A 25,763-nucleotide genomic window follows, 5' to 3' on the forward strand; every position below is an offset into this window, starting at 1 on the left:
AGGGAGCGTGCGCGGGCGCGTCGGATGCGACAGCGATAAGCCTGCGAGGATACCACTTCCCGCGCACGAAATGGACAGTCATCATGCGGAAGTGGGGCATCGGATGCTGCCAGACGCCCGCTATCCGCCATCGAGGCGCATTTTATTGCGCGGGATTCATATTTTGCCTGTGGATTACCCTGATTGCGGCGGCGACATCTTCATGCAATTGCGCGATCCGGGTGTCGAGGCTCTCCTCGAAGTCCCGACTGTCGCCGGCATGAGGAAAGCGATGCGGCACGCGCCACATATTGGCGCTCGAAGCGGGGATCTTGAATTCACGTTTCGAAAAGATTCATGTCTTCCGATCGATATCCGGAATTTCAGATCAGCTAGCATTCATCCACCGCGGCAGCGCCGGGACGACACAGCGCTGGATGCGCGAGCGATGGTATGCATTGTCCTCCGTGATGGCATCAAAACCTGTGAGGTTCGCTATGTATCGTGTCTTGAGTATTGCCGTGCTGGGGGTCTCGCTTGCGGCGTGCAGCAGCCTGGCGCCGACGGCTTCGGCTCCGGTCACCCAGTCCGCGTCCGTCCAGCCCGCGGCTTCAGCTGAACCGGCGGCTGCCAGCAAGCCGGCAGCCAATGCCGTGGACCCGGCGGTGATCCAGGCCCTGAACAAGATGGGCACCTACCTGTCGACGCTGAAGCGTTTCAGCGTCGATATCGACCTGGACGGCGAGCGTGTCCTGGCCGATGGCCAGAAGCTGCAGCATACGGCGACCGCCAGGATCGACATCGACCGGCCCAACAAGATGCGGGCGCAGATGCGAAGCGCGCGCGCGCAACGTGACCTGATCTACGACGGCAAGACCGTTACGCTTTACCAGCCGGCGCAAAAGTACTACGCCTCAGCCGGCGTAACGGAAAACCTTGGTGATCTGATCGTTCATCTGCGCCAGCGCTTCGGGATCGAGGTGCCGATCGGCGATCTGTTCCTGTGGGGAACGCCCGCGGCACCGGTGGGCAACATCACCTCGGCCATGTATGCGGGCAGCGACTACATCGATGGCACGCTCTGCGATCACTATGCCTTGCGCCAGGGGGCGGTCGACTGGCAGATCTGGATTGCAAGCGGCAACCGTCCGGTGCCGCGCAAGGTGGTGATGACCAACCGGGCTGACGAGGCACGTCCGCAGTCGGTGACCTGGCTGGACTGGAAGCTGAAGCCGGCTTTCAAGGATTCCGTCTTCCACTTCACGCCGCCACAGGGCGCCCGTGAGGCCAAGTTTGTTCCGCTCAAGACCCAGTGAAGGAGAGACACATGAAACGAGTCGAAAAGTCCCTCCTCGCGGTCCTGGGGGCAGTCGTGCTTGCCACCTATGCCTGGGTGCCGCAGGCTGAAGCGCGTGGCGGCGGCCACGCCGTGGGGCGCGGCGGTGGCGGCGCACCGGTCGGCAACGTGCGGGCCGACGCGCGCACCAACAATGTCCGCAGCGCCAGCGTGAACAGTGTCAATGCCAACCGGAACGTCAACATCAATACGAACCGGAACGTCAACGTCAATGTCGACACGCATGGCGGATGCTGCGGCGGCTGGGACAACGATTACCATCCGGTCGCCACCGCTGCCGCCGTTACCGCAACGGTGGCTGTGACCGCGGCTGTAGTGGGTTCGGTCGTGCGCTCGGTCCCGCCAAGCTGCGTCCCGGTCAGCTATGGCGGCATGGTGTACCAGCAGTGCGGCAGCACCTGGTATCAGCCGCAGGGAACCCAGTACGTTGTGGTGAACGCTCCGTACTGACGCGGCCGGCTGCTATGGGTTGAGCCGCGCCAGTCCTGCCTGACGATGCCGGCTCAGCCGCGCAGCGCTGCGGCGCACTCGCGCACCAGCGCCGGGCCGCGGTAGATCAGGCCGCTGTAGACCTGCACCAGCTTCGCGCCGGCGTCGATCTTGGCGCGCGCATCGGCGCCGCCGAAGATGCCGCCCACGCCGATGATCGGTACCGCGTCGCCGACCACGCCGTGCAGCGCGCGCACCACCCGGGTCGAGGCCTCGAACACCGGGCGGCCGGATAGGCCTCCGGCTTCCTCTGCATGCGGCAGGCCCTTGACCACCTCGCGCGAGATGGTGGTGTTGGTGGCGATCACGCCGTCGATCTTGTGCCGCACCAGCGCGTCGCCGATATTGCCGATCTGGTCGGCATCCAGGTCCGGCGCGATCTTCAGCGCCAGCGGCACGTAGCGCTTGTGCTGGTCGGCCAGGCGCTGCTGCGCGTCCTTCAGCGTCGACAGCAGGCTGTCCAGCTCGCTCGCGCCTTGCAGCTGGCGCAGGTTCTTGGTGTTGGGCGACGAGATATTGACCGTCACGTAGCTGGCGTGCGGGTAGACGCGTTCCAGGCAGTAGAGGTAGTCATCGTTGGCGCGCTCGATCGGCGTATCGGCGTTCTTGCCGATGTTCAGCCCCAGCACGCCGCCCTCGGCCTTCCAGCGCGAGGCCCGCACATTGGCGACAAAGGCATCGACGCCGCCGTTGTTGAAGCCCATGCGGTTGATCAGCGCATCCGCTTGCGGCAGCCGGAACATGCGCGGGCGCGGGTTGCCCGCTTGCGCGCGCGGCGTGACCGTGCCCACCTCGATAAAGCCGAAGCCGAACGCGGCCAGCCCGTCGATATAGGCGCCGTCCTTGTCCAGCCCCGCGGCCAGGCCGACCGGGTTGGGGAAACGCACCCCCATGACCGTGCGCGGGTCGTCGGCAATCCTGTTGCCGATGCAGCCCGCCAGGCCCATGCGATGGGCGCGCAGCAGGTTGTTCAGCGTGAAATGGTGGGCGTCCTCGGCATCCATCGAGAACAGGGCGGGGCGAAACAGGGGGTAGAGCGCGTTGAGCACGGGGGGGCAGGGCAGAGTGAATACCAGGCCCGCATTGTAGCGGCTGGGCCGCATGCCCGGTCAGTGCGCGGCCGGATGCCGCGACCCGGCTATTCCCGGGTGGATGCAGGCGCGGGGCTGCCCGCATCCCCGGCTTCGTCCTCGAACGCATGCCAGTGGTTGCCGGTCAGCACCTGCAGCGGCCGGAAGCGTGCCTTGTAGGCCATCTTGCGGCTGTCGGCGATCCAGTAGCCCAGGTAGAGGTGCGGCAGGCCCAGCTCGCGCGTCTGGCGGATCTGCCACAGGATGTTGTAGGTGCCATAGCTGGCGTTGCGTTCGAGCGGATCGTAGAAGGTGTAGACCGACGACAGCCCGTCGTCGAGCACGTCGATCATGCTGACCATGCGCAGGCGCCCGGCCTCGGGCGAGCCCGGCGGTTCGCGGAATTCCACCAGGCGCGAGTTGACGCGGCTCTGCAGCAGGAACTGTTCGTACTGGTCGCGGCTGTCCTGGTCCATGCCGCCGCCGGCGTGGCGCATCGACTGGTACAGCAGGTACAGCGAATAATGCTCTTCGACATAGGTTAGCGGCGCCACCAGTGCCTGCAGGTGCTGGTGGCGGCTCCAGGCGCGGCGCTGCGAGCGGTCCGGCACGAACTGGTCCACCACCACGCGGCATGGCGTGCAGGCGTGGCATTCGTCGCAATACGGTCGGTAGGTGAAGATGCCGCTGCGGCGAAAACCGGCGCGCACCAGGCGTGAATAGACGTCGGCATTGATCAGGTGCGCCGGGGTGGCGACCTGGGAGCGTGCCATGCGGCCGTCGAGATAGCTGCAAGCGTAGGGCGCCGTGGCATAGAACTGCAGCGCGGAGAGCGGAAGTTCCTTCAGCTTGCTCATGACTCAGGGGGCTCCGGGCGGGACGATGCGGCCGGACGCGCAGTCAGCGGGGCGTCCCGTGCCAGGTTTCAGCCGGCCGGCGCGGCTGGCGTCCCGGCCCAGCGCTCCAGCACCGATTTGTCGAACCGCCACGGACTGATCGCCGGCAGCGCCGTCGCCGCCCGCACATGGGCCACGAACTCTGCGCGGGGGATCGGGCGCGCACCCAGCGAGGCCAGGTGGTCGGTTTCCTGCTGGCAGTCTATCATCGCCACGCCGTGATTGCCGAGGAACGCGCACAGCGCCGCCAGCGCGATCTTTGAGGCATCGGTGCGGTGCGCGAACATCGATTCGCCGAAGAACATCCGGCCCAGCGCCACCCCATACAGGCCGCCCACGCGTTCGCCGCGGTACCAGCTTTCCACCGAATGGGCCATGCCGTTGCGGTGCAGCGTACCGTACGCGGCAATGATGTCGTCGGTGATCCAGGTGCCGTCCTGGCCGTCGCGCGGGGTGGTCGCGCAGGCGCGCATCACCGCCAGGAAGTCGTCGTCGACGCGGATCTCCCAGTCAGCGTCGCGCAGCACGCGGCGCAGGGTCTTGCGCAGGTTGAGCGAGACGCGCAGCGCCGGCGGGGGCAGCACCATGCGCGGATCGGTGCTCCACCACAGCACCGGCTGGCCGCTCGAATACCACGGGAAGATGCCCTGGCGGTACGCCAGCAGCAGCCGCTGGGGCGACAGGTCGCGGCTGGCCGCCAGCAGGCCGGGGGCTTCGGAATCGGGCCCGAGCGCCTCGTCAACCGGCGGAAACGGGTCTTGCGGGTCCAGCCAGGCAATCATGCGGGCTGCGCCGTAGGGCGATGCGCGGCGGCCGCGCCGCTCAGGGCGTGACCGTGGCCCGGCTGGTCAGCGGGCGCATGGGCTTGTCGATATCCAGGCTGTGCAGCCGGAAGCTGCCGTCCTGCAGCCGGCCGGCGGCGCGGTCGGCAAAGAAGCAGCGCAGGGTGTGGATCACGGTGGGGAACGCCAGTTCATCCCAGGGCACATCGGCCTCTTCGACCAGCTTGACCTCCAGGCTTTCCTCGCCGGGGGCGATATCCAGGTCGTCCAGCGTGGCCAGGTAGAAAAGATGCACCTGGTGCACATGCGGCACGTTCAGGATCGAGAACAGTTCTCCGACCTGCACGCGCGCGCCGGCTTCTTCCAGCGTCTCGCGCGAAGCAGCCTGCGCGGTGGTTTCGCCAATCTCCATGAAGCCCGCAGGCAGGGTCCAGAAACCGTAGCGTGGCTCGATGGCGCGCTTGCACAGCAGTATCTTGTCCTCCCACACCGGGATCGTGCCGACGACGTTGCGGGGATTGACGTAGTGGATGGTGCCGCAGTTGTCGCAAACACTGCGCGGGCGGTTGTCGCCGTCAGGCACGCGCAACACGACCGCATGACCACAGTTCGAGCAGAATTTCATGAGGGGCGTCCGGGAGGAATGGCGAAAGTGTATCACCCTCGGGGATGGGGCCGGCAGGGGTCAGGGTCTCTGGGTCGCTCGACTGTGGACACTCATGCATTTCGTTGCAGATCCCCAGGACCCTTGTTATGAAGATTCCATATGTGATTTAAGGCAACCCGTAAGGACAGCACTTGCATCGCGCGATAAAAATGTGTGATTTGCGTTCCACTGGAAAGGAGCGGCATTGTCACGGCAGACCAAGAACCGCCGACCTTGCGGGTACGTCCTCCACACAGCACCAGATATCCATGAGCGGGAGGAGGCGTAATGCCGGATATTCGCTATGCACTCCGGAATGGGGACAAGACGAGCCCCAACGGCGTGCTTATCGGGACCGGGCAGAGCTTCTTTCATCATGGCGTGACAGTAGGCGTCGAGGGGGATTATGCGACTTGCCCTGCCTGTAAAGCTGGGGGGCGGTGATGAACGATTGCTATCCCGCCTTCGATATTCACGGTAAGCAATTGCTTGTGAGCGGAGTCCGAGTCTATTGCAAATGTGAGACGAAGCCTTTCGTCTTGCCGTCGCAAATGGATTTCAGAATTGAAGTTGCACGGACGAGTATGGCATCCGTTTCGCCGGCACAACATATGTTGCTGCGCAAGCGAATGTAGATTCACCTGAGATTGTTGAGCAATACTTTGAAATTACCGATGAAGACGGGCAGCCAGTCGAAGGTTATCGCTACGATCTGTTTGTTGATGAACAACAGGTGGCTCGAAACCGGAATATATTAAACGGACGTACCATCGCTGTCGCGGGAAAGCACGATCTTCGGCTCGTTATGTGGCTGGACAAGACTGGGCAGGAGTGTGCATGCCAGAAAAGCTTGATGCCGAAACCCGCTTGCTGGCGGCCATTGCATATGGTGAGTCTTCAACGGCGGATGTATTCGAGGAGATGGCGGCTATCGCAAACGTAATGGTTCGTCAAAGCAAAGCTCGAGGGTACAGTACTATTTCTGGCTTTACTGCCAAGGAAAAGTCTTTTTCGTTTGTGGTGACGGATGGCAATAAGCGATACAAGAAGCTGTATACAGCTAAGGAGGGGGAAATCGAAAAATCGCCGCCGATGTCCGATGCTGTGAAGGCCGCAAGGAATGCGTTGTCAGGTGGGGTGGATTATTCAAATGGCGCATATTTTTGGGATGGTGCGGATATAAAGTCGAATTACAAGAATCATTTCAAGGTTGGGCGAGGGATAAAGTTCACTGACTCGTCGCATAATATTTATGGAATTAAGGAGTCGCGGAAAGTGGTGAAGAAGGAGAAAACAACAAAGACGAAGGTAAATGGAAGGATCGAGGTCAAGAAGGAGGAGATCTGGCGCTACGATCATATCTGCGAGTCGACGGCAGCGTATGGCGGAACGATATTCTGGAGGCAAGCTCCGGACTACTTGAAATATACCCACTCAAAGGAGTATCTATGAAGAGGACGCTGGTATTTTTTGCTGGCGTGGTGTTGTCATCAGTTGCGGCGGCGCAAGTGCCGGAGTCAGTTGTGAATAGTTGCGTTCTGCTGCAGGGCGTAGATGCATCGACGACGTACCAGGAGCTCGGGGGCGACGGGATACTTATCGAGGATGACATGCCGGGTTATGTGATGCTCGTCTATCGACGCAATGGCGTTGATTTTGGATATGCATCGAGCAAGAAGAATTCGGGGGACCTTTTGATAGTCGGACGGCAAAGAGCGTCCATCCTCGGTGCAAAGCGCGCAGGCACAGAGCGGCCGGAGAGATTCGAGCCCGCTCAAGCACTTTACGGGTTCGTTCAGCGGAAGGCTCGGAAGTATTTTTGCGTGGCGTCCACCTTTGAGGGGGTGGGGCGCAGCGGTTCATTTCAAAATGTACGGGCCGCGTATATCGCAGAGTTGACCGGCTCGCATGCTGCGCCGAGGATCAGGGCGCTCTACTATGCCGTGCGGGATATTCGGAAGATCAAAGCTGATGGCAGGGCCGTGCCCACAATGCCGTAGACACCGCACTCCAGGGCCGCCCGCTTCTGGGAGGAGAAGGCGCCGGAACGCGAAGCCTCGCTTCCTGCATGTGACAGAAAACAAAAAACCCGCCGGAGGCGGGTTTTATCTGCTTTGACGGTACCGCTGATACGCATCATGCGGTTGGTTGCGGGGGCAGGACTTGAACCTGCGACCTTCGGGTTATGAGCCCGACGAGCTGCCAACTGCTCCACCCCGCGTCCGTCGAAGAAAGGATTATATGGCATCTGGTTGCGCAATGCAACACCTGTTTAAAAATACCTTCCAGCGGTGCGCATTGCCGCCTGCCATAACGATTAGATCGCCGGCACGGGGCAGAGGTTCAGCCCTTGCCAGTGCTATCGGTTGTGCGCTGCCACAGCGCGGCCTCGAACTCGAAGCTGTCGCGTTGCTGCAGGTCGTCGCGCTGCCAGATCACGCGGTCGCGGCGCACCGTCAGCATCCAGGTGGTGGTGGCCAGCGGCGCCGGGTGTGAGAACGCGCGCGGGGTCAGCACCGCGCCGCAGGGGCCATGCCGGGGATCGCGCACGGAGGTGTAGCGGATCATGCCAAGGCCGGCCTCGCGCGCGATGCGGCCGAAGGCCTGGCAGGGTTCGTGGTGGTCGGGGTCGGTCCAGGTGGCGTGGTCCTGGTCGAACGGCGGTGTGTCCAGTGCCACGCCCCAGGTGTCGACGCGCACTTCGAACAGCGTCTGCGCGCGGGCGTCGATGCGCGGCAGCGCGGGGCTGTCGTTGAGGAAGCGCCAGCGCCAGTAGCCGAGTTCGGCGCAGGCGGTGCGGATCTCGTTGGCGCCGTAGAACACGCCCGGATCCTGGCTGGCGCGAAAGCGCGAGCCCCAGGGCGAGGGCGGATAGCGGAACGGGGTGAACAGCAGGTAGTGCAGGTGGCGTGCCTCGGCGGGCACTGCTGGTTTGCCGGCGTCGAGCACGGCTTCCAGCACAGCCTGTTCTTCCAGGCTGTCGACCAGCGGCATGGTGGATACGACGTGCTGGGCCTCCACCGCCCGCCACAGCGTGAGCGCGAACTGCCTGCGCTCAGATGCGACCGCGGGTGGCGTCCAGGTAGTGAACGACACGGACCAGACCTTCCGTTGTGCGGATCATTTCAAGGGGCTTGCCGCCCAGCGCCAGGTTTTCATTGGTCAGCCACAGCCGGGCCTGGTCGCCGTGGCCCAGGATGGCATCGAGCGATCGGAACAGGCGCACGAACAGAACACCGAATTCCCACTCCTTGCGGTGCGCATCGAGCACATAGCCGCCAGATGCCATGCGCGATACCGATGCCGTGCTGATGCCCAGCACGCCTGCCACCACCGCCTGGCTGATGCCGAGGAAGCCGGCGGCGCGCATCACCGCCTTGGTCAGCGTGGTGCCGGGGTCGGGGCCGCCGGCGGGATCGGTTTCCGGAATCCGCCTGGATTGCATCGCCATCACTCCTGTTTCTTCAGAAATATTATAGGCGATGCATTTCAGAAGGGAAGCGATTGCTGAAAAGCCAGCAAACTACGGCGGCGTCAGTAGGTCTCGATATGGAGCCGGCCCTCCGCTTTCATTGCGGCCTCGATCTCCGGCCACGCGTGCCCGGCGCCGGCGCACACCACTTCGAATGCCTCGAGCACGCCTGCCTCCATGCCCTTCAGTCCGCAGATATAGACATGGCCGTTGGGATCGGCCAGCAGCGCGGCGGCGCTGTCCGCGGCATCGCGGATCGCGTCCTGCACGTAGCGGCGCGGCGCGGCGGGATCGCGCGAGAAGGCGAAATGGATGTCGAGGAAGTCCTTGGGCAGCTTCAGCAGCGGGCCGAAGTAGGGCAGTTCGTTGGCGTTGCGCGCACCGAAGAACAGCTGCCGGCGCCCGCCGAAGTGCGCCATGTTGCGGCGCATGCGCTCGGTCATGGCGCGCATCGGGGCTGAGCCCGTGCCGGTGCAGATCATCATGATGCTGGCCTCGACATGGTTGGGCATCAGGAAGGTCGATCCGAACGGCCCCACCACCTGTACGCTGTCGCCCTTGGCCAGGTCGCACAGGTAGTTGGACGCGACGCCCCGCACCGGCTTGCCGTCGTGGTCCTGGTCGACCCGTTTGACGGTCAGCGCCAGGTTGTTGTAGCCCGGGCGCTCGCCGTCGCGTGGGCTGGCCACCGAGTACAAGCGGATGTAGTGCGGCTTGCCCGACGCATCCGTGCCGGGCGGCACGATGCCGATCGACTGGCCTTCCAGGATCGGGAAGAAGTGCGTGCCGAAATCCAGCACGATATGGTGGATGTCGCTGGATGCGTCCTCGGCGGTCAGCCGGTAGTTGCCGGCCACGGTCGCCGTGACCGGCGCGCGCGCGCCATGCAGGTTCACATAGGGATGGGCCGCCGACCACGGCGCACGCGGCGAGGTGTGGCGGCTGGTTTCCACGGACTGGATGGCGGCGTCGGGCGCGGCGCCGGTTGCGGTGCCGCCGCCGAGGGTTGCCTGCGGCGCGTCACCCAGGTCGGCCAGTTCCGGCAGCGGCACTTCGGCCGGCAACTCGTCCCACAGCAGTTGCGCCTCGATCGGGTAGGCCTGGCCGCGCAGCATGGTGCGCCAGTTGTCGATGGCGCCGGTCGGGCAGGGCGACAGGCAGGCGTTGCAGCCGTTGCACACGTCCGCCCTGACCACGTAGTTGCGGTCGTCGTGGGTGATGGCATCGATCGGGCAGGTGTCCTCGCAGGTATTGCAGCGGATGCAGATTTCCGGATCGATCAGGTGCTGCTTGATGATGTCGGGGGCGCCCATGGCGTGTCTCCGGTGGCTCCTGGCCTGTCCTTGTGGTTCTGGTTCAGTTGAAACGGACGTACTCGAAATCCATTGGCTGGCGGTTGATGCCCACCGCAGGCGGCGCGATCCAGTTGGCGTACTTGCCCGGCTCCACCACGCGGCCCATCAGCGAGGCAACAAAGGCGCGGTCTTCATCGGTGGCCAGCCACTTGCGTTCGTTGGCCTTCCATTCGGCTTCGGAAATCAGCTGGCCCTCGGGCGAGACGTGCACATTGGCCAGCGTGCCGATCTTGCGGTTGAAGGCCTTGTGCGGCACGGTCAGGCGGAACGCGATGCCGGCCTTTTCGATGACCTTGTTCCAGCGCGCCACGCCGCCCATGCTGTCCTTGATGTAGTCGTCGCGCAGCACTTCATTAAGCGCATTGAGCATCGGCACCTCGCGCTCGCCCAGGTGGCCGTCGCGCACTTCCAGCACGCGGTAGACATCGCTCTTGAGCAGGTGGTCGTCGGCGCGCTTGCCTTCCTCGAAGCGGCCCTTCAGGCCGGCGCTGTAGAAGGTGGCGGCGTTGGACGACTGGTCGGCGCCGAACAGGTCGATGGTGACGCTGTAGTGGAAGTTCAGGTAGCGCTGGATGGTCTCCAGGTCGATCACCCCCGCGGCGCGCACTTCGGCTGGGTCTTCGATGCCGCGTTCGCGCATCACCTCGCAGGTGCGCTGGAGCACGCGCGACACGCCGGATTCACCCACGAACATATGGTGCGCTTCCTCGGTCAGCATGAAGCGCGTGGTGCGCGCCAGCGGATCGAAGCCGGACTCGGCCAGCGCGCACAGCTGGAACTTGCCGTCGCGGTCGGTGAAGTAGGTGAACATGAAGAACGCCAGCCAGTCCGGCGTGCGCTCGTTGAAGGCGCCGAGGATGCGCGGGTTGTCCTGGTCGCCGGAGCGGCGCTCCAGCAGCGCCTCGGCTTCCTCGCGGCCGTCGCGGCCGAAATAGCGGTGCAGCAGGTACACCATCGCCCACAGGTGGCGGCCTTCCTCCACATTGACCTGGAACAGGTTGCGCAGGTCGTACAGGCTCGGCGCGGTCAGGCCCAGGTGGCGCTGCTGCTCGACCGAAGCAGGCTCGGTGTCGCCCTGCGTCACGATGATGCGGCGCAGGTTGGCGCGGTGCTCGCCCGGCACGTCTTGCCAGGCGGCTTCGCCCTTGTGCTCGCCAAAGTGGATCCTGCGCTCGGGGTCGGCCGGCTGCAGGAAGATGCCCCAGCGGTAGTCCGGCATCTTGACGTGGTCGAAGTGCGCCCAGCCCGATGGATCGACCGACACCGCGGTGCGCAGGTAGACATCGAAGTTGTGCGAGCCGTCCGGCCCCATGTCGCGCCACCAGTCGAGGAACGCCGGTTGCCAGTGTTCCAGCGCGCGCTGCAGCGCGCGGTCGTCGGACAGGTTGACGTTGTTGGGGATCTTCTGGCTGTAGTCGATGCTCACGTGTTGTCTCCTTGTTGTCTGGCGGGGGGCGGGCGCTATACCCGGTCCCAGTCGAAGCGTGCCTTGTTGCCGCTGCCGAAGACCTTCAGCGCGCCGTTCTCGCCGACGGCGTTGGGGCGCTGGAAGATCCAGTTCTGCCATGCGGTCAGGCGGCCGAAGATGCGCGTTTCCATGGTCTCGGCGCCGCCGAAGCGCAGGTTGGCTTCCATCCCGGTCAGTGCATCCGGCGACAGGCTGGCGCGTTCTTCCAGGGCGATGCGGATTTCGTCCTCCCAGTCGATATCGTCGGGCGCGGCGGTGATCAGCCCGAGCGAGTCGGCGCTGAGCGCATCCAGCGGCGCGCCGATGTGCTCGCGCACCGCGGTGAGCGCGGCCTCGTCGCCATAGAAGCGCGCCGCCAGCCGGGTTTGCCCATTGGGCATGGGGTAGTGGCCGAAGTTGAGCGCGGAGGCGAACACGCGCGGCGCGTCGTCTGGGGCGTCGGGCAGGTGCAGCATGTAGCTGCGGTCGGCGGCCAGCGCCAGTTCCAGCAGCGTGCCGGCAAAGCAGGAATCGGCTTCGATCAGCGCGATCAGGCTGCGCGACGACACATCCAGCCGCGCCAGCGTGCGGCGCAGCATGCCGATGGTCTCGCGCACGAACCAGTGGCCGGCATGCGCCTGCAGCAGCGCATCGGCGGCCAGCACCGCGGCCGCGTCGCCATCGGTCTTGAGCACCCAGATGCCGATATCCAGATGGTTGGCGCGCAGCGTCAGGATGGCGTCGTCGAGCTCGCGCGCCATCTTCAGCGGCCACCATTGCGCGCCGGCCGCGACCACCCCGGCGAGATCCGCGGGCTGGTGCTTGTCGGGCCCGAATACGGTCAGCGTGGCCTTGCGCGCCGCGGCATCGACATGCACGCGCACGGTCTCGTAGCGGTAGCCGTCGGGCTCGATGGTGCGCGACAGTGGTGTCAGCGTGATGCCGTGGTGGCCCTGTGGCCGGTCGCTGGTGGCCGCCAGCGCCGCCGCGCGCTCGGCGATATGCTCGGCAAAGCGCGCCGGCTTGACCACTTCGTCAACCAGCTTCCAGTCCTTGGCACGCTGGCCGCGCACGCCTTCCGTGGTGGTGCAGAAGATGTCCGCGTGGTCGCGGCGCACGTGGCGCTTGTCGGTCACGCGGGTCAGGCCGCCGGTGCCGGGCAGCACGCCCAGCAGCGGCACCTCGGGCAGGCTTACCGCGGACGAGCGGTCGTCGACCAGCACGATCTCGTCGCACGCCAGCGCCAGTTCATAGCCGCCGCCGGCGGTGGTGCCGTTGCAGGCGGCAATGAACTTCAGCCCCGAGTGCCGGCTGGCATCCTCGATGGCATTGCGGGTCTCGTTGGTGAACTTGCAGAAGTTGACCTTCCACGCATGCGACGACAGCCCCAGCATGAAGATATTGGCGCCCGAGCAGAAGATGCGGTCGCGCGCGCTGGTCAGCACCACGGTGCGCACTTCGGGATGCTCGAAGCGGATGCGCTGCAGCGCGTCGTGCAGTTCGATATCGACGCCGAGGTCGTAGGAATTGAGCTTCAGCGCGTAGCCGGGGCGCAACCCTCCTTCCTCGTCGACGTCCATCGCCAGGGTGGCGACGGGGCCGTCGAAACTCAGTTTCCAGTGGCGGTACTGGTCGGGATGACGCTCGAAGGTGATGGGTGCGTCTGACGGGGCTGACTGGTCAGGGCGCAGTGGGGCGGTTGCCGGCGCGGACATGGCTGTCTCCTGAATGCACTATAGTGCCTTGCGGCTTTTGATGAAATATAGTGCATGGAGGCGGCCGGCGCAATGTCTTTGTCACCCGCGCGGCCGGCGGCGTAGTCAGGCGCCGGCCGCCTGGAGCTGGGCGCGCAACTGCTGCAGCGAGGCGGCGGCGTCCTGGCCACTGGTGTCGATCGAGATATCGGCGCGGTCATAGAGCGGCGCGCGAGCCTGCAGGATGCGGCGCAGGTCGGCCATAGCCTCGCGGTTGCCTTCCATCGGCCGCATGTCGCCCTGGGCTACCACGCGCGCCATGTGCTCCTCCGGCGAGGTGCGCACCCAGATGGTATAGCACTGCGACAGCAGCAGGTTGAAGGTGGCCGGTTCAGAGACCAGGCTGCCCGGCGTGGCCAGCACCAGGCGGTCGTGCTCGCGCAGGGTGCGCTCCAGTGCGCGCATTTCGTAGCGGCGGTAGGCCGCCTGGCCGTAGAGCGAATGGATTTCCGACAGGCTGGCGCCGGCTTCCTGCTCGATCACGGTGTTCAGTTCGACAAAGGGCACGTCCCTGGCCGCTGCCAGCGCGCGGCCCAGGGTCGATTTGCCGGCGCCGCGCAGGCCGATCAGCGCGATGCGGCGGTGTCGCGCATCGCCGGACTCTGCCGGGGCCAGTGCATGGCGGCAGGCTTCACGCACGCGCGCCAGCTCGCCCGCGGGCAACTGCGCCAGCCATTGCACCATCTGCGCAAATTCGGTGGCCTGCTCGCCGTTCAGGCCGTCCACTTCGGCCAGCACCACCGGCAGCGGCACGTCGAGCGCGCGCGCCACCTGGCGCAGCAGCAGCACCGACGCATTGCCGGTGCCGGTTTCCAGGTTGGCCAGGTAGCGCTCGGACACGCCGGCGCCGCGCGCCAGGTCCTTGCGCGACATGCCGCGCGAGGCCCGCAGCGAACGGATGCGCTCGCCCAGCAGCGTCAGGTAGGGGTCGCGCTCGGCGTTGGCGGCTGCGGCGGGCGCATCCCCGGCGGGGCGCGTGTCGGCTTCGGTCTCGTTGGCGGGCAGCGGGGCGGGATCGCGGCGCATGGTGGTGGTTTCGGGTTGGCCGGCAGAAAAAGCAAGGGCGCATTATACGAGCAGCCTTGGTGCGCCAAGTGGCGCGGCAGGCAGTCGCTTCGATAAAGTCTGTCCTATAGTGCATCCCCTCGCTTGCATAATAGTTGATATGAAATAAAATGCATCAACAAGCGGATGCCGGCATGCACGTTGGCGGACATCGGCAAGCAGAACAGCGACTGGACTGACGCTGGCGCGGCGCCCATGGCCCGCGGCGCGACACCAAGGAGTGGAGACAATGACGCCCCCCAATACCGCCGCCGGCATGCCAGCGGCAGCATCGCCCGTGCCGCCGGCTGTTCCACCCGCTACCGATGCCGTGGCGGCACTGCCCACCTGCTACAACGCCGCCGAGGACCTGCTGTCGCGCAATCTCGAGGCCGGGCGCGGGGCCAGGACAGCCTACATCGACGACACCGCCTCGCTGACTTATGCCGAGCTCGATGCCCGTGCCCGCCGCTTTGCCGGCGCGCTGCGCGACGCGGGCTTGCGCCAGGAAGAGCGGCTGCTGCTGTGCGCGCTCGATACCATTGATTTCCCCACGGTATTTCTCGGCTGCCTGCTGGCGGGTGTGGTGCCGGTGGCGGTCAATACCCTGCTGACCGCGGACGATTACGCCTACATGCTTGGCCACAGCGGCGCGCGCGCCGTGGTGGTGTCGGAGCCGCTGCTGCCGGTGATGAAGGCCGCCATCGACAAGAGCGGGCTGGCGCCGATGGTGATCCAGGCGGCGCCGCATGCCGACGGCGCGCCGGCATGCAGCGTGGGCGCGATGCTGGCGCGCACGCGTTCTCCCGCGCAGGCCGTGCGCAGCGGCCCGGACGACATGGCGTTCTGGCTGTATTCGTCGGGCTCGACCGGACGGCCCAAGGGCACCGTGCACACACATGGCAACCTGTTCCATACGGCTGACCTGTATGCGCGCCAGGTGCTGGGCATCCGGGAGGACGACGTGGTGTTCTCGGCCGCCAAGCTGTTCTTTGCCTATGGGCTGGGCAATGCGCTGACTTTTCCGATGTCGGTCGGCGCCACTACCGTGCTGATGTCCGAGCGGCCCACGCCGGCAGCCGTGTTCAGGCGGCTGCGCGAGCAGCGGCCCACAGTGTTCTGCGGCGTGCCCACGCTGTTTGCGGGCATGCTGGCGGCGCCTGAGCTGCCGCCGCGCGCCGAGGTGGCGTTGCGTGTATGCACCTCCGCCGGCGAGGCCCTGCCGCGCGATATCGGCGAACGCTTCCTGGCGCATTTCGGCTGCGACATCCTGGATGGCATCGGCTCCACCGAGATGCTGCATATCTTCCTGTCGAACCGGCCGGGCGAGGTGCGCTACGGCACCACCGGCAAGCCGGTGCCTGGCTACGCGCTGAAGCTGCTGGACGAGCGCGGCGAGCCGTGCGCGCCCGGCGAGATCGGCGACCTCTATATCAAGGGCCCCAGTGCCGCGCTGATGTACTGGTGCAACCGCGACAAGAGCCGCGATACCTTCGTCGGGGAATGGACGCGCAGCGGCGACAAGTACCTGTGCGATGCCGATGGCTACTACACCTATGCCGGCCGCAGCGACGACATGCTCAAGGTCGGCGGCATCTACGTGTCGCCGTTCGAGGTCGAGGCCGCGCTGGCGCAGCACCCGGCCGTGCTGGAGGCGGCGGTGATCGGCGTCACCGATGCCGACGAACTGGTCAAGCCCAAGGCCTTTGTCGTGCTGCGGCCCGGCCAGCAATGGCATGACGGCATGGCGGCGGAACTGCAGGCCTTTATCAAGTCGCGCCTCGCGCCATACAAGTACCCGCGCCAGATCGAATGCGTGCCCGAACTGCCCAAGACCGCGACCGGCAAGATCCAGCGCTTCCGCCTGCGCCAGCGCGAGCAGGCTGCGCGGGAGGCGGCGCAATGAAGCGCCCGCAGCTTCTGGACATTCCTTCTGAACCGATGCAAGACAACAACGTGCCCATGCAAAGCAGCCTGGTGGAAATCCCCTTCGACAAGCGCCGTATCCGGATCGAGTACCAGTGGCTGCGGCCTGAACGCGCGCAGCGCCCGCTGGTGGTGTTCCTGCATGAGGGGCTGGGCTCGGTCAGCATGTGGCGCGATTTCCCGCGCGATTTTTGCGAGGCCGGCGACTATCGCGGCCTGGTGTTCTCGCGCTACGGCTACGGAGGTTCGACGCCGCGGCCGCACGACGAAAAATGGCGTCCCGACTTCATGCATCGCCAGGCACGCGAGGCGCTGCCCGCTTTGTTCGACGTACTCGACATCGGTCCCGGCCGCACGCACGGCATGCCCTGGCTGCTGGGCCACAGCGACGGCGGCTCGATCGCGCTGATCCACGCCGCCAGCTTTCCGCAGGCGGTTGCCGGCATCACCGTGCTGGCGCCGCATATCGTGGTGGAAGACCTGTCGGTGCGCAGCATCGCGGGCACGCGCCAGGCTTACCTGGAAACCGACCTGCGCCAGCGGCTGGCGCGCCATCATGACGACGTCGATTCGGCCTTCTGGGGCTGGAACGATATCTGGCTCGACCCCGGATTCCGCCAGTGGGACCTGCGTCCGCTCCTGTCCGGGCTGCGCTGCCCCGTGCTGGCGGTGCAGGGCGAGGACGACGAATACGGCACCATGGCGCAGATCGAGGGTATCCATCGATATGCCCCCCAGACCACCTTGCTTAAACTCGCGCGATGTGGACATTCGCCACATCGCGACCAAAAAGATCCGTTGACGCTGGCCGCGGTTCGGCATATAAACGCATATACTTCAAACCTAAAATAATTCGGCTTCCCGCCTGTTGCGAAGGGTCCTCACGGTGCATGCGCCGGCGCGGGACACGGCAAGGGCAGGGGTGACCGGCAACGGTCCAGCGAGCCACCGGCTTGACCACCAGGAGACACCATGCGTCGCTTCACCTCGCGCAGGCTTGCGCCTGCCTGCCTTGCCGTCGCCACCGTCTTTGCCATGGCCGGCGCGTCCGCGCAGCCGGCGGCCCCCGCACCCGCTGCGCCGGGGGGCAAGATCAAGGTCGGCTTCATGCTGCCGTACACCGGCACCTACGCGGCCCTGGGTACGGCCATCGAAAACGGCTTCCGCATGTACGTGCAGCAGCAGGGCGGCAAGCTCGGCGGACGCGACATCGAGTACTTCAAGGTCGACGATGAATCCGATCCGGCCAAGGCGCCGGAGAACGCCACCAAGCTGGTCAAGCGCGACCAGGTCGACGTGGTGGTCGGCACGGTGCATTCGGGCGTGCAGATGGGCATCGTCAAGGTGGCCAAGGAGAACAACACGCTGCTGATCATCCCCAATGCCGGCGTGGACGAGGCCACCGGTCCGCTGTGCGGCCCCAATATCTTCCGCACCTCGTTCTCGAACTGGCAGCCGGGCTACGCCATGGGCCAGGTGCTGGGCGAGCGCGGCCTGAAGAAGGTGGTGACGCTGACCTGGAAATACGCCGCCGGCGAACAGTCGGTGAAGGGCTTCAAGGAGGCGTTCGAGGCCAAGGGCGGCAAGGTGGTGAAGGAACTGAACCTGCCGTTCCCCAATGTCGAGTTCCAGGCGCTGATCACCGAAGTGGCGTCGCTCAAGCCTGACGCCGTGTTCGTGTTCTTTGCCGGCGGCGGCGCGGTCAAGTTCGTCAAGGACTGGGCTGCGGCGGGGCTCAAGGACAAGATCCCGCTGTACGGCTCGGGCTTCCTGACCGACGGCACGCTCGAAGCACAGGGCAACGCCGCGCAGGGGCTGGAAACCACGCTGCACTACGCCGATGGCCTGACCAACCCGCGCGACAAGAATTTCCGCCTGGACTACGCCAAGACCTACAAGCTGCAGCCCGACGTGTACGCAGTGCAGGGCTACGATGCCGCCCAGCTGCTGGCGGCCGGCGCCACGGCGGTGAAGGGCGACATGACGCGCAAGGCCGACCTGTACAAAGCCATGGGCGCGGCCAGGATCGACAGCCCGCGCGGCGCCTTCACGCTGTCCAAGGCGCATAACCCGGTGCAGGACTTCTACCTGCGCAAGGTCGACGGGCGCGAGAACAAGGTCAGCTCGGTGGCGGTGAAGGCACTGGCTGATCCAGCGCGCGGTTGCCGGCTGTAAGGCCATCCCGGCCTGTCGGTTTGCGCCCCTCTCCCGCTTGCGGGAGAGGGGCGGGGGAGAGGGCAGAAGCCCCCACGAAGTGAAGGCCTTCGCATCCCGCAAGCGCCGGACCTCTCCCCAACCCCTCTCCCGCGCGCGGGAGAGGGGAGCCTGCCACCGGCATGTGTGGCGCTGTAGGTAATTTGGTGCATTACCCCGCATGGATATCGTTTCCTTCCTGATCCAGTGCCTGAACAGCGTGCAGTACGGCCTGCTGCTGTTCCTGGTGGCCAGCGGCCTGACGCTGATCTTCGGCATCATGGGCGTGATCAATCTCGCCCACGGCAGCTTCTACATGCTGGGCGCCTACCTGGCCTTCACGCTCGCCGGCCTGACCGGCAACCTGTTCATCGCCATCCCGCTCGGCATCGTGCTGGCGGTGGCATTCGGCTACGTGCTGGAATGGGCCTTCTTCAGCTACCTGTATGAGCGCGACCACCTGCAGCAGGTGCTGATGACCTACGGGCTGATCCTGGTGTTCGAGGAGTTGCGCAGCATCCTGGTCGGCGATGACGTGCACGGCGTGCAGGTGCCTGCGCTGCTGGACGGCGCGTTGGCGATCGGCAACGACATGACCTATCCGGTGTACCGCCTCTTTATCTCCGCGATATGCCTGGTGGTGGCCCTGGCGATGTACTACGTGATCCGGCGCACCCGGCTGGGCATGATGATCCGCGCCGGCGCCACCAACCGCGAGATGGTGCAGTCGCTGGGCATCAACATCACGGTGCTGTACCGCTTCGTGTTCGCGCTGGGCGTGGCGCTGGCGGTGCTGGCCGGCATGATCGCCGCGCCGGTGTCGTCGGTCTATCCGGGCATGGGCGCGCAGGTGCTGATCGTCTGCTTCGTGGTGGTGGTGATCGGCGGCATCGGCTCGGTCAAGGGCGCGCTGGTGGCGTCGCTGCTGCTGGGTTTCGTCGATACCTTCGGCAAGGTGTTCTGGCAGGAGGCGGCCGGCGTGCTGATCTACCTGCTGATGGCGGTGATCCTGCTGTGGAAGCCGCAGGGGCTGTTCAAGGCAGGATGACATGAATCCGACGACATTGCCGGCGCGCCGGCACTCCTCGCGCAACACCACGCTGGCCACCGGGCTGGGTTGGCTGGTGGCGTTCGCGGTGCTGGCGGCACTGCCGCTGCTGCTGACCGCGGACAGCAACAAGTTCTACATCGAGCTGCTCAGCAAGGTGATGATCATGGCGATCTTCGCGCTGTCGCTGCAGCTGCTGATCGGCTACACCGGGCTGGTCAGCCTGGGCCATGCCGCGTACTTCGCCATGGCGGCGTATGCCACCGCAGTACTGGCGCCGCAGGCCGGGCCGGGCAACGGCTGGCTGCTGCTGGCGGGGGCGCTGGCCGCATCCGCGTTGTTGGCGCTGGTGGTTGGGGCGCTGGTGCTGCGCACCCGCGGTGTGTATTTCATCATGGTGACGCTGGCGTTCGCGCAGATGGTGTATTTCGTCTTCCACGACACCAAGATCGCGGGCGGCAGCGATGGCACCTATATCTACTTCCGGCCGGAATTCCCGGTGCCCGGCGAGCACCTGCTGACGGTCAACGATCCCACGCATTTCTACTGGCTGGTCTGGCTCGGGCTGGTGCTGACGGTGGCGGTGCTGGCGCTGGTGCTGCGCTCGCGCTTCGGGCACGCGCTGGTCGGCATCCGCCACAACGAGCAGCGCATGCGCGCGGCCGGCTATGCCACTTACCGCTACCAGCTTGGCGCCTTTGTCGCGGGCGGGATGCTGGCGGGACTGGCTGGGTTTCTGTATGCGATCCAGTTTGGCTTCGTCAATCCGGAGATCGCGTCGTGGCACCAGTCCGGCAACGCCATGCTGATGGTGATCCTGGGCGGCGTGGGCAGCCTGGCCGGCGCGGTGCTGGGCGCGTTCTCGTTCGTGCTGCTGGCCGAGTGGTTCAGTACGCTGACCAAGCACTGGCAGCTGCTGATGGGCGGCTTCATCATCGTCGCGGTGGCGCTGCTGCCGCGCGGGCTGGTCAGCCTGCCGTCGGTGTTGCGGCACGGCCGCCGCGGGCGCCGCAATGGCGATGCTGGCACCGGCACGGATGAGCCCGCGGGCACTGCGGACAGCCGCAGCGAAGGACGCCGCAATACGGAGGCCGCATGACATCGCAAGGAATCCCGATCCTGCAGGCGCAGCAACTGACCCGGCGCTTTGGCGGCCTGACCGCCGTGGCGGGCGTCGACCTGTCGCTGTCTCTGCATGAGATCCATGCCGTGATCGGCACCAACGGCGCGGGCAAGTCCACGCTGATCAATATGCTGTCCGGCGAACTGCCGCCGTCGTCCGGCCGCCTGCGCCTGAAGGGCGAGGACGTGACCGGCTGGTCGCAGCCGCGGCTGGCGCGCCATGGGGTGGGGCGCAGCTACCAGCGCAACAATATCTTCCTGCCGCTGACGGTGCGCGAAAACTGCCGGCTGGCCGCGCAATCGCGCGCGCAGCGTGCGTGGCGGCTGTGGGAAAGCGCCCAGGGCTGCCGCACCAGCGCCACGCTGGCCGACGAGGCGCTGGAGCGGGCCGGCTTGGCGCCGCTGGCGGACCGGCTTGCCAGCGACCTGGCCCATGGCCAGAAGCGGCAGCTGGAGGTGGCAATGTGCCTGGCCACGCAGCCGGTCGCACTGCTGCTGGACGAGCCGCTGGCCGGCATGGGCGCGGAAGAGTCGGCGCGGATGCTGGCGCTGCTGCGCGGCCTGCGCGAGGGCCACGCCATCCTGCTGGTCGAGCATGACATGGACGCGGTGTTCTCGGTTGCCGACCGCATCACCGTGATGGTCAACGGCGCCGTGATTGCCACGGGCAGCCCCGAGGCGATCCGGACCAACCACGAGGTCCAGGTCGCCTACCTGGGCGAGGAAGAGAGCGAGCCCGCATGAACGCACCGATCAATTCGCCGATGATCGAGGCCACCGGCATCAACGCCTGGTATGGCTCAAGCCACGTGCTGCGCGACGTCGACTTCACCGTGGGCGTGGGCGAAACGGTCGGGCTGCTGGGCCGCAACGGCATGGGCAAGAGCACGCTGCTGCGCACGCTGCTGGGCCATGTGCGCCAGCGCCAGGGGCAGATCCGCGTGGCCGGCCGCGACGTCTCGCGCGCGCAGCCGTTCGAGGTGGCGCGCCTGGGCGTGGCCTACGTGCCGGAGGGCCGCGGCATCTTCCCCAGCCTGTCGGTGCGCGAAAACCTGCTGATGGCCGCGCGCAAGGGCTGTAACGGCCGCAACGACTGGGACGAGGCGCGCGTGCTCGACCTGTTCCCGCGCCTGAAGGAACGCCTGTCCCATGGCGGCCAGCAGTTGTCCGGCGGCGAGCAGCAGATGCTGTCCATCGGCCGCGCGCTGATGACCAATCCCGACTGCCTGGTGCTGGACGAGGCCACCGAAGGGCTGGCCCCGCGCATCGTGCGCGAGATCTGGGAGGTCATCGCCACCGTGCGCGGCACCGGCATCGCCTCGGTCGTGGTCGACCGCAATTTCCGCTCGGTGCTGGCGCATGCCGACCGTGCCGTGGTGCTGGAGAAGGGCCGGGTGGTGATGGCCGGCCCCGCGTCGGACCTTGCCGGCAAGCCCGAAGCCCTGGACCGCTACCTGGGTGTTTGAGATGGAAAGCGCCGCATAAGGCGCTTATGTTGTCATGCCGCAACGCCGCTTGCAGGCGCAAGGACACGCTGTTTTGCTCTCCCAGGGCTTGACCATCCGCCGCTTCCCTCCCATCCTTGCGAAGTCACGAAAGCGGCATCCCTGTTTGCCGCAGTGGTCGATAGTCGACAGTTCATCTAGAATTGCGCGCGTTTGTGCAATGCAATAAGAACCGCAAGCAGAACCGGAAACGGGCGCAGCAAGCTGTTGCGCTGGATGGGACCGGGCCGCGGCAGAGCCAACAAACCTGCCGGCGACCTGGTCGAGCAGACCCAATTTCATGACCCAATCCACAACCAGCCATTATTTTGTCGAGAGCCCGAGCACGCGCGCCCTGGTGCTCGGCGCGGTAGGCGTCGTCTTCGGCGACATCGGCACCAGCCCGCTGTATGCCCTCAAGGAGTGCTTCAGCAAGGAGCACGGCATCATGTTCAGCCCGGAGGCCGTGCTGGGCATTATCTCGATGCTGTTCTGGGCCATGATCATCGTGGTCTCGATCAAGTACGTGGTCTTCGTGATGCGGGCCGACAACGACGGCGAAGGCGGCGTGCTGGCGCTGATGGCACTGGTGCTGCGCACCGTGGCACCACGCTCCGGCAAGGCCAGGATGCTGATGATGCTGGGCATCTTCGGCGCCTGCATGTTCTACGGTGACGCGGTCATCACGCCGGCGATCTCGGTACTGTCGGCGGTGGAAGGGCTGGAGATCGCCGCGCCGCAGCTGTCGCAGTTCGTGATACCGATCACACTGGTGATCCTGGCGGCGCTGTTTCTGATCCAGCGCCACGGCACCGCCACCATGGGCAAGCTGTTCGGGCCGATCATGACCGCCTGGTTCCTGGCGCTGGGTGCGCTGGGGATCTACCAGCTGGTGCAGGCGCCTGAAATCCTGAAGGCGGTCAACCCGTACTACGCGGTCACCTTCCTGGTGGAGCATGCGCTGCAGGCCTTTATCGTGCTGGGCTCCGTATTCCTGGTGCTGACCGGGGCGGAGGCGCTGTACGTCGATATGGGCCACTTCGGCGCGCGCCCGATCCGCATCGGCTGGTTCGCGCTGGTGATGCCCTGCCTGATGCTGAACTACTTTGGCCAGGGCGCGATGCTGCTGCACAACCCGGCCGGCGCCGAGAACCCGTTCTACCTGATGGTGCCTGAGCTGCTGCAGATCCCGATGGTGCTGCTGGCCACCTGCGCCACCGTGATCGCCTCGCAGGCGGTGATCTCCGGTGCATTCTCGCTGACCAGCCAGGCGATCCAGCTGGGCTTCCTGCCGCGCATGCGCGTGCGCTACACCTCGGCTGCCGAGATCGGCCAGATCTACCTGCCGGTGATCAACTGGCTGCTGCTGGTGCTGGTGATCGGCGTGGTGATCTCGTTCAAGAAGTCAGAGAACCTGGCCGCCGCCTACGGCATCGCCGTGACCACCACCATGGTCATCACCACCGTCCTGGCCGCGGTGTGCATGCGCAACGTCTGGAAGTGGAACCCCGCGCTGGTCGCGGTGGTCGGGCTGGGCTTCATCCTGGTGGACCTTGCGTTCTTTGCCGCCAACCTGCTCAAGGTTGCCGAAGGCGGCTGGTTCCCGCTGCTGCTGGGCAGCGCCACGTTCTTCCTGCTGATGACCTGGTACAGCGGCCGCAAGCTGCTGCGCGCGCGCAGCCTGGAAGACGGCATCCCGCTCGAACCCTTTATCGCCGGGCTGCTGGCGCACCCGCCGCACCGGGTCGAGGGCACCGCGGTGTTCCTGACCGGCAATACCGAGGCCGTGCCGGTATCGCTGCTGCACAACCTGAAGCACAACCGCGTGCTGCATGAGCGCGTGGTGTTCCTGACCTTCGTCACGCGCGACATCCCCTACGTTGACGACGACCAGCGCCTGAGCTGCAAGGACCTGGGCGGCGGCGTCTTTATCCTGAAGTCCGAATACGGCTTCAAGGAAACGCCCGATGTGCAGAGGGTGCTGGACCTGGCCGACCGCAAGCTTGGCATGCACTTCGAGCTGATGGAGACCTCATTCTTCATCGCGCGCGAATCGGTGATTCCGTCCAAGCTGCCGGGCATGCCGATGTGGCGCGAGAGCCTGTTCGCCTGGATGCACCAGAACGGCGCCAAGCCGTCGGACTTCTTCCAGATTCCGGCCAACCGGGTGGTGGAGCTGGGCACCAAGGTCGAGATCTGAACGCGCGGGCCCCGGCGCCCGCTTCCGTCGAGCCTCAGCAACCCCCGGACGCGCCGCCAGGCGATCCGGGGGTTTTGCTTTTTGCCCGGCTTGCGCCGCCTGCCTGCCATGCGCCACCCGTACCTGCCAGCGTCCGATTTTCCCGCTATCCGCCCCCCTTGAAATCCGCGCGGGACAGCACTAATTATGGATTGCCCAGTCGTCGCGGCAACGCGGCACTGCGTGTTTTCCGTTGGTTTGCAGCGGCCTGGCAGGAGACCAGGTGCACTACATCAGGGTCCTGCGCCTCCCCGCTGCATAGAAGGAGGATCTAACCATGAGTGACTTCTTTTTCGGGACCGACCCGTTCAGTGAATTCGACCGGATGCAACGGCAGATGGCGAATCTCTTCGGCGGGTTTCCAACCAGCCTGCGCTCCGGGCGTTTCGGGGGTTTCCCTCCGCTGAATATCGGCACGACCGATGACTCGATCGAGATCGTGGTGTTCGCACCCGGCATCAAGACGGACCAGCTCGAGGTATCGATCGACAAGGGCCTGCTGACCATCAGCGGCGAGCGAGCCCAGGTGCAGCCGGAAGGCGCAGCCGAGGTGCGGCCCTATGCGCAGGAGCGCTTCTTCGGCAGTTTCCGCCGCGTGATCGAATTGCCGCAGTCGGCCGATCCCGACAAGGTGCAGGCACGCTATGCCAACGGCTGCCTGTCGATCAGCGTAGGCAAGCGCGAAGCGTCGCGTCCGCGCGCGATCACCGTCAGCTAACGTGAGGAGGAAGCCATGAGCGATTCGAACCAGGTCGTCCAGCGCGACCAGAACGCAAGCGGCCAGGGTGACCAGGGCGCTGTCGCGCAACGTCGCGCGGAAACCCAGGCCATGACGCTGGTGCCCGCGGTCGATATCTACGAGACTCCCGCCGGGGTCACGCTGTGGGCGGATCTGCCCGGCGTGCCGCGCGAGAACCTCGAGGTCAACGTGCACGACAGCAGCCTGCGCATCGAAGGCGAAGCCGTCGTGCCGACGCCCGCGAGCCTGCGCGTGCAGCTTGCCGAGATTCGGCAGCCGCGCTATGCGCGCACGTTTACGCTCAGCCCGGATCTCGACGCTTCGCGCATCGAGGCCAACCTGCAGGACGGCGTGCTGAAGCTGACGATCCCGCGCAGGGAAGAGGCGAGGCCGCGGCGGATCGAGGTGTCGGTCGGCTGAGGCTGCGCGCGTGCCTGGTGCTTGGGCACGCTGCGTGAGTGCTCCCTCTCCCGCTTGCGGGAGAGGGAGCACTCACGGTCAGGCAAGTGCCTCGGGCTGCGCCACGTGTCGAAACTCATCCCTGGTTCACCAACGTCCTTGCCTCCGTCACGTGCGTGCGATACGCCTCGAAGATCCGCCGCAGCGACGCCTCCATCCCTATCCTCGGTTCCCACCCCAGCTCGTCGATGGTGTTGTCGATCTTCGGCACGCGGTGCTGCACGTCCTGGTAGCCCTTGCCGTAGAAGTCGCCCGAGGAGGT

The 25,763-nt window shown here is 65.7% G+C and carries 25 protein-coding genes, 1 tRNA gene and 1 pseudogene; 15 read left to right on the forward strand and 12 right to left on the reverse strand.

Annotation, left to right across the window (positions count from 1 at the left end):
• Window positions 1-311: 311 nt before the first annotated feature.
• Both AC3WVS_RS23425 and AC3WVS_RS23430 read left to right on the forward strand, forming a co-directional pair.
• Window positions 312-1,295: a DUF2092 domain-containing protein gene (locus AC3WVS_RS23425; protein ID WP_492320530.1), complete on the forward strand. Its 984-nt coding sequence runs from the start codon at window positions 312-314 to the stop codon at window positions 1,293-1,295.
• 11 nt (window positions 1,296-1,306) lie between these two features.
• Window positions 1,307-1,786 (forward strand): hypothetical protein, encoded by a 480-nt coding sequence (locus AC3WVS_RS23430; protein WP_492320531.1) that lies wholly within the window; start codon window positions 1,307-1,309, stop codon window positions 1,784-1,786.
• Between the two features lie 53 nt (window positions 1,787-1,839).
• Here AC3WVS_RS23430 and AC3WVS_RS23435 read toward each other — a convergent pair whose 3' ends face one another.
• From AC3WVS_RS23435 to AC3WVS_RS23450, 4 genes are all read right to left on the reverse strand, one after another.
• On the reverse strand, window positions 1,840-2,874 hold the full coding sequence (locus AC3WVS_RS23435) for a quinone-dependent dihydroorotate dehydrogenase (protein WP_492320532.1): 1,035 nt from the start codon (window positions 2,872-2,874) through the stop codon (window positions 1,840-1,842).
• Between the two features lie 89 nt (window positions 2,875-2,963).
• Window positions 2,964-3,752 carry an arginyltransferase gene (locus AC3WVS_RS23440; protein WP_492320533.1) on the reverse strand — a complete coding sequence of 263 codons (789 nt, stop codon included), beginning with the start codon at window positions 3,750-3,752 and terminating at the stop codon, window positions 2,964-2,966.
• Between the two features lie 68 nt (window positions 3,753-3,820).
• The gene (gene aat / locus AC3WVS_RS23445; protein WP_492320534.1) at window positions 3,821-4,573 is read right to left on the reverse strand and encodes a leucyl/phenylalanyl-tRNA--protein transferase; all 753 of its coding nucleotides are present in this window, start codon (window positions 4,571-4,573) and stop codon (window positions 3,821-3,823) included.
• A 40-nt stretch (window positions 4,574-4,613) separates the two neighbouring features.
• Window positions 4,614-5,198, reverse strand: a complete 585-nt coding sequence (locus tag AC3WVS_RS23450) for an NUDIX hydrolase (protein WP_011615057.1) — start codon at window positions 5,196-5,198, stop codon at window positions 4,614-4,616.
• 309 nt (window positions 5,199-5,507) lie between these two features.
• Between AC3WVS_RS23450 and AC3WVS_RS23455 the strand changes: the two genes are divergently transcribed.
• The 3 genes from AC3WVS_RS23455 (at window position 5,508) to AC3WVS_RS23465 (ending at window position 7,219) form a co-directional block, all read left to right on the forward strand.
• Window positions 5,508-5,663 (forward strand): PAAR domain-containing protein, encoded by a 156-nt coding sequence (locus tag AC3WVS_RS23455; RefSeq protein WP_492320535.1) that lies wholly within the window; start codon window positions 5,508-5,510, stop codon window positions 5,661-5,663.
• 393 nt (window positions 5,664-6,056) lie between these two features.
• Window positions 6,057-6,671 (forward strand): hypothetical protein, encoded by a 615-nt coding sequence (locus tag AC3WVS_RS23460; protein WP_492320536.1) that lies wholly within the window; start codon window positions 6,057-6,059, stop codon window positions 6,669-6,671.
• Window positions 6,668-7,219: a hypothetical protein gene (locus AC3WVS_RS23465; protein WP_492320537.1), complete on the forward strand. Its 552-nt coding sequence runs from the start codon at window positions 6,668-6,670 to the stop codon at window positions 7,217-7,219. The genes AC3WVS_RS23460 and AC3WVS_RS23465 overlap by 4 nt, the downstream gene beginning before the upstream one ends.
• 145 nt (window positions 7,220-7,364) lie before the next feature.
• Here AC3WVS_RS23465 and AC3WVS_RS23470 read toward each other — a convergent pair.
• The 7 genes from AC3WVS_RS23470 to AC3WVS_RS23500 all read right to left on the reverse strand — a co-directional run bounded on the left by AC3WVS_RS23470 (window position 7,365) and on the right by AC3WVS_RS23500 (window position 14,273).
• A tRNA-Met gene (locus AC3WVS_RS23470) sits at window positions 7,365-7,440 on the reverse strand.
• Between the two features lie 122 nt (window positions 7,441-7,562).
• A complete protein-coding gene (locus AC3WVS_RS23475) occupies window positions 7,563-8,315 on the reverse strand; it encodes an RES family NAD+ phosphorylase (protein ID WP_492320538.1) in 753 nt (250 codons plus the stop codon).
• Window positions 8,275-8,664 carry an antitoxin Xre/MbcA/ParS toxin-binding domain-containing protein gene (locus AC3WVS_RS23480; protein ID WP_492320539.1) on the reverse strand — a complete coding sequence of 130 codons (390 nt, stop codon included), beginning with the start codon at window positions 8,662-8,664 and terminating at the stop codon, window positions 8,275-8,277. The genes AC3WVS_RS23475 and AC3WVS_RS23480 overlap by 41 nt, the downstream gene beginning before the upstream one ends.
• Window positions 8,665-8,753: 89 nt before the next feature.
• Window positions 8,754-10,004 carry a benzoyl-CoA 2,3-epoxidase subunit BoxA gene (gene boxA / locus AC3WVS_RS23485; RefSeq protein WP_492320540.1) on the reverse strand — a complete coding sequence of 417 codons (1,251 nt, stop codon included), beginning with the start codon at window positions 10,002-10,004 and terminating at the stop codon, window positions 8,754-8,756.
• A 43-nt stretch (window positions 10,005-10,047) separates the two neighbouring features.
• Entirely contained in the window at window positions 10,048-11,472 is a 1,425-nt protein-coding gene (gene boxB, locus AC3WVS_RS23490; protein WP_492320541.1) for a benzoyl-CoA 2,3-epoxidase subunit BoxB, read from the reverse strand.
• Between the two features lie 35 nt (window positions 11,473-11,507).
• Window positions 11,508-13,208 (reverse strand): 2,3-epoxybenzoyl-CoA dihydrolase, encoded by a 1,701-nt coding sequence (gene boxC / locus AC3WVS_RS23495; protein WP_492320542.1) that lies wholly within the window; start codon window positions 13,206-13,208, stop codon window positions 11,508-11,510.
• 105 nt (window positions 13,209-13,313) lie between these two features.
• The gene (locus tag AC3WVS_RS23500) at window positions 13,314-14,273 is read right to left on the reverse strand and encodes a helix-turn-helix transcriptional regulator (RefSeq protein WP_492320543.1); all 960 of its coding nucleotides are present in this window, start codon (window positions 14,271-14,273) and stop codon (window positions 13,314-13,316) included.
• Window positions 14,274-14,541: 268 nt separating this feature from the next.
• On the opposite strand from AC3WVS_RS23500, the gene AC3WVS_RS23505 reads away from it, so the two are divergent.
• The 10 genes from AC3WVS_RS23505 (at window position 14,542) to AC3WVS_RS23550 (ending at window position 25,462) form a co-directional block, all read left to right on the forward strand.
• Window positions 14,542-16,197 (forward strand): benzoate-CoA ligase family protein, encoded by a 1,656-nt coding sequence (locus AC3WVS_RS23505; protein WP_492320544.1) that lies wholly within the window; start codon window positions 14,542-14,544, stop codon window positions 16,195-16,197.
• 35 nt (window positions 16,198-16,232) lie between these two features.
• The gene (locus AC3WVS_RS23510; protein ID WP_492320545.1) at window positions 16,233-17,069 is read left to right on the forward strand and encodes an alpha/beta fold hydrolase; all 837 of its coding nucleotides are present in this window, start codon (window positions 16,233-16,235) and stop codon (window positions 17,067-17,069) included.
• Between the two features lie 120 nt (window positions 17,070-17,189).
• The gene (locus AC3WVS_RS23515; protein WP_013956428.1) at window positions 17,190-18,392 is read left to right on the forward strand and encodes an ABC transporter substrate-binding protein; all 1,203 of its coding nucleotides are present in this window, start codon (window positions 17,190-17,192) and stop codon (window positions 18,390-18,392) included.
• A gap of 199 nt (window positions 18,393-18,591) precedes the next feature.
• On the forward strand, window positions 18,592-19,458 hold the full coding sequence (locus AC3WVS_RS23520) for a branched-chain amino acid ABC transporter permease (protein ID WP_018310382.1): 867 nt from the start codon (window positions 18,592-18,594) through the stop codon (window positions 19,456-19,458).
• 1 nt (window position 19,459) lies between these two features.
• Complete coding sequence (locus AC3WVS_RS23525; RefSeq protein WP_492320546.1) at window positions 19,460-20,557, forward strand: branched-chain amino acid ABC transporter permease; 1,098 nt, start codon at window positions 19,460-19,462, stop codon at window positions 20,555-20,557.
• On the forward strand, window positions 20,554-21,324 hold the full coding sequence (locus AC3WVS_RS23530) for an ABC transporter ATP-binding protein (RefSeq protein ID WP_492320547.1): 771 nt from the start codon (window positions 20,554-20,556) through the stop codon (window positions 21,322-21,324). The genes AC3WVS_RS23525 and AC3WVS_RS23530 overlap by 4 nt, the downstream gene beginning before the upstream one ends.
• Entirely contained in the window at window positions 21,321-22,046 is a 726-nt protein-coding gene (locus tag AC3WVS_RS23535) for an ABC transporter ATP-binding protein (RefSeq protein ID WP_492320548.1), read from the forward strand. Before AC3WVS_RS23530 ends, AC3WVS_RS23535 begins: the two co-directional genes overlap by 4 nt.
• Window positions 22,047-22,365: 319 nt before the next feature.
• Window positions 22,366-24,264 carry a potassium transporter Kup gene (locus AC3WVS_RS23540; RefSeq protein WP_492320549.1) on the forward strand — a complete coding sequence of 633 codons (1,899 nt, stop codon included), beginning with the start codon at window positions 22,366-22,368 and terminating at the stop codon, window positions 24,262-24,264.
• Window positions 24,265-24,580: 316 nt separating this feature from the next.
• Window positions 24,581-25,021 (forward strand): Hsp20/alpha crystallin family protein, encoded by a 441-nt coding sequence (locus AC3WVS_RS23545; protein ID WP_492320550.1) that lies wholly within the window; start codon window positions 24,581-24,583, stop codon window positions 25,019-25,021.
• Between the two features lie 15 nt (window positions 25,022-25,036).
• Window positions 25,037-25,462, forward strand: coding sequence for an Hsp20/alpha crystallin family protein (locus AC3WVS_RS23550; protein WP_492320551.1), 426 nt, complete (start codon window positions 25,037-25,039; stop codon window positions 25,460-25,462).
• Window positions 25,463-25,577: 115 nt separating this feature from the next.
• On the opposite strand, the pseudogene AC3WVS_RS23555 reads toward AC3WVS_RS23550, so the two are convergent.
• Window positions 25,578-25,763 (reverse strand): annotated as a pseudogene (locus AC3WVS_RS23555) (bifunctional UDP-4-keto-pentose/UDP-xylose synthase); the annotation flags it as partial.

The sequence above is a fragment of the Cupriavidus sp. CPT47-8839-RL05A genome, from assembly GCF_058792255.1.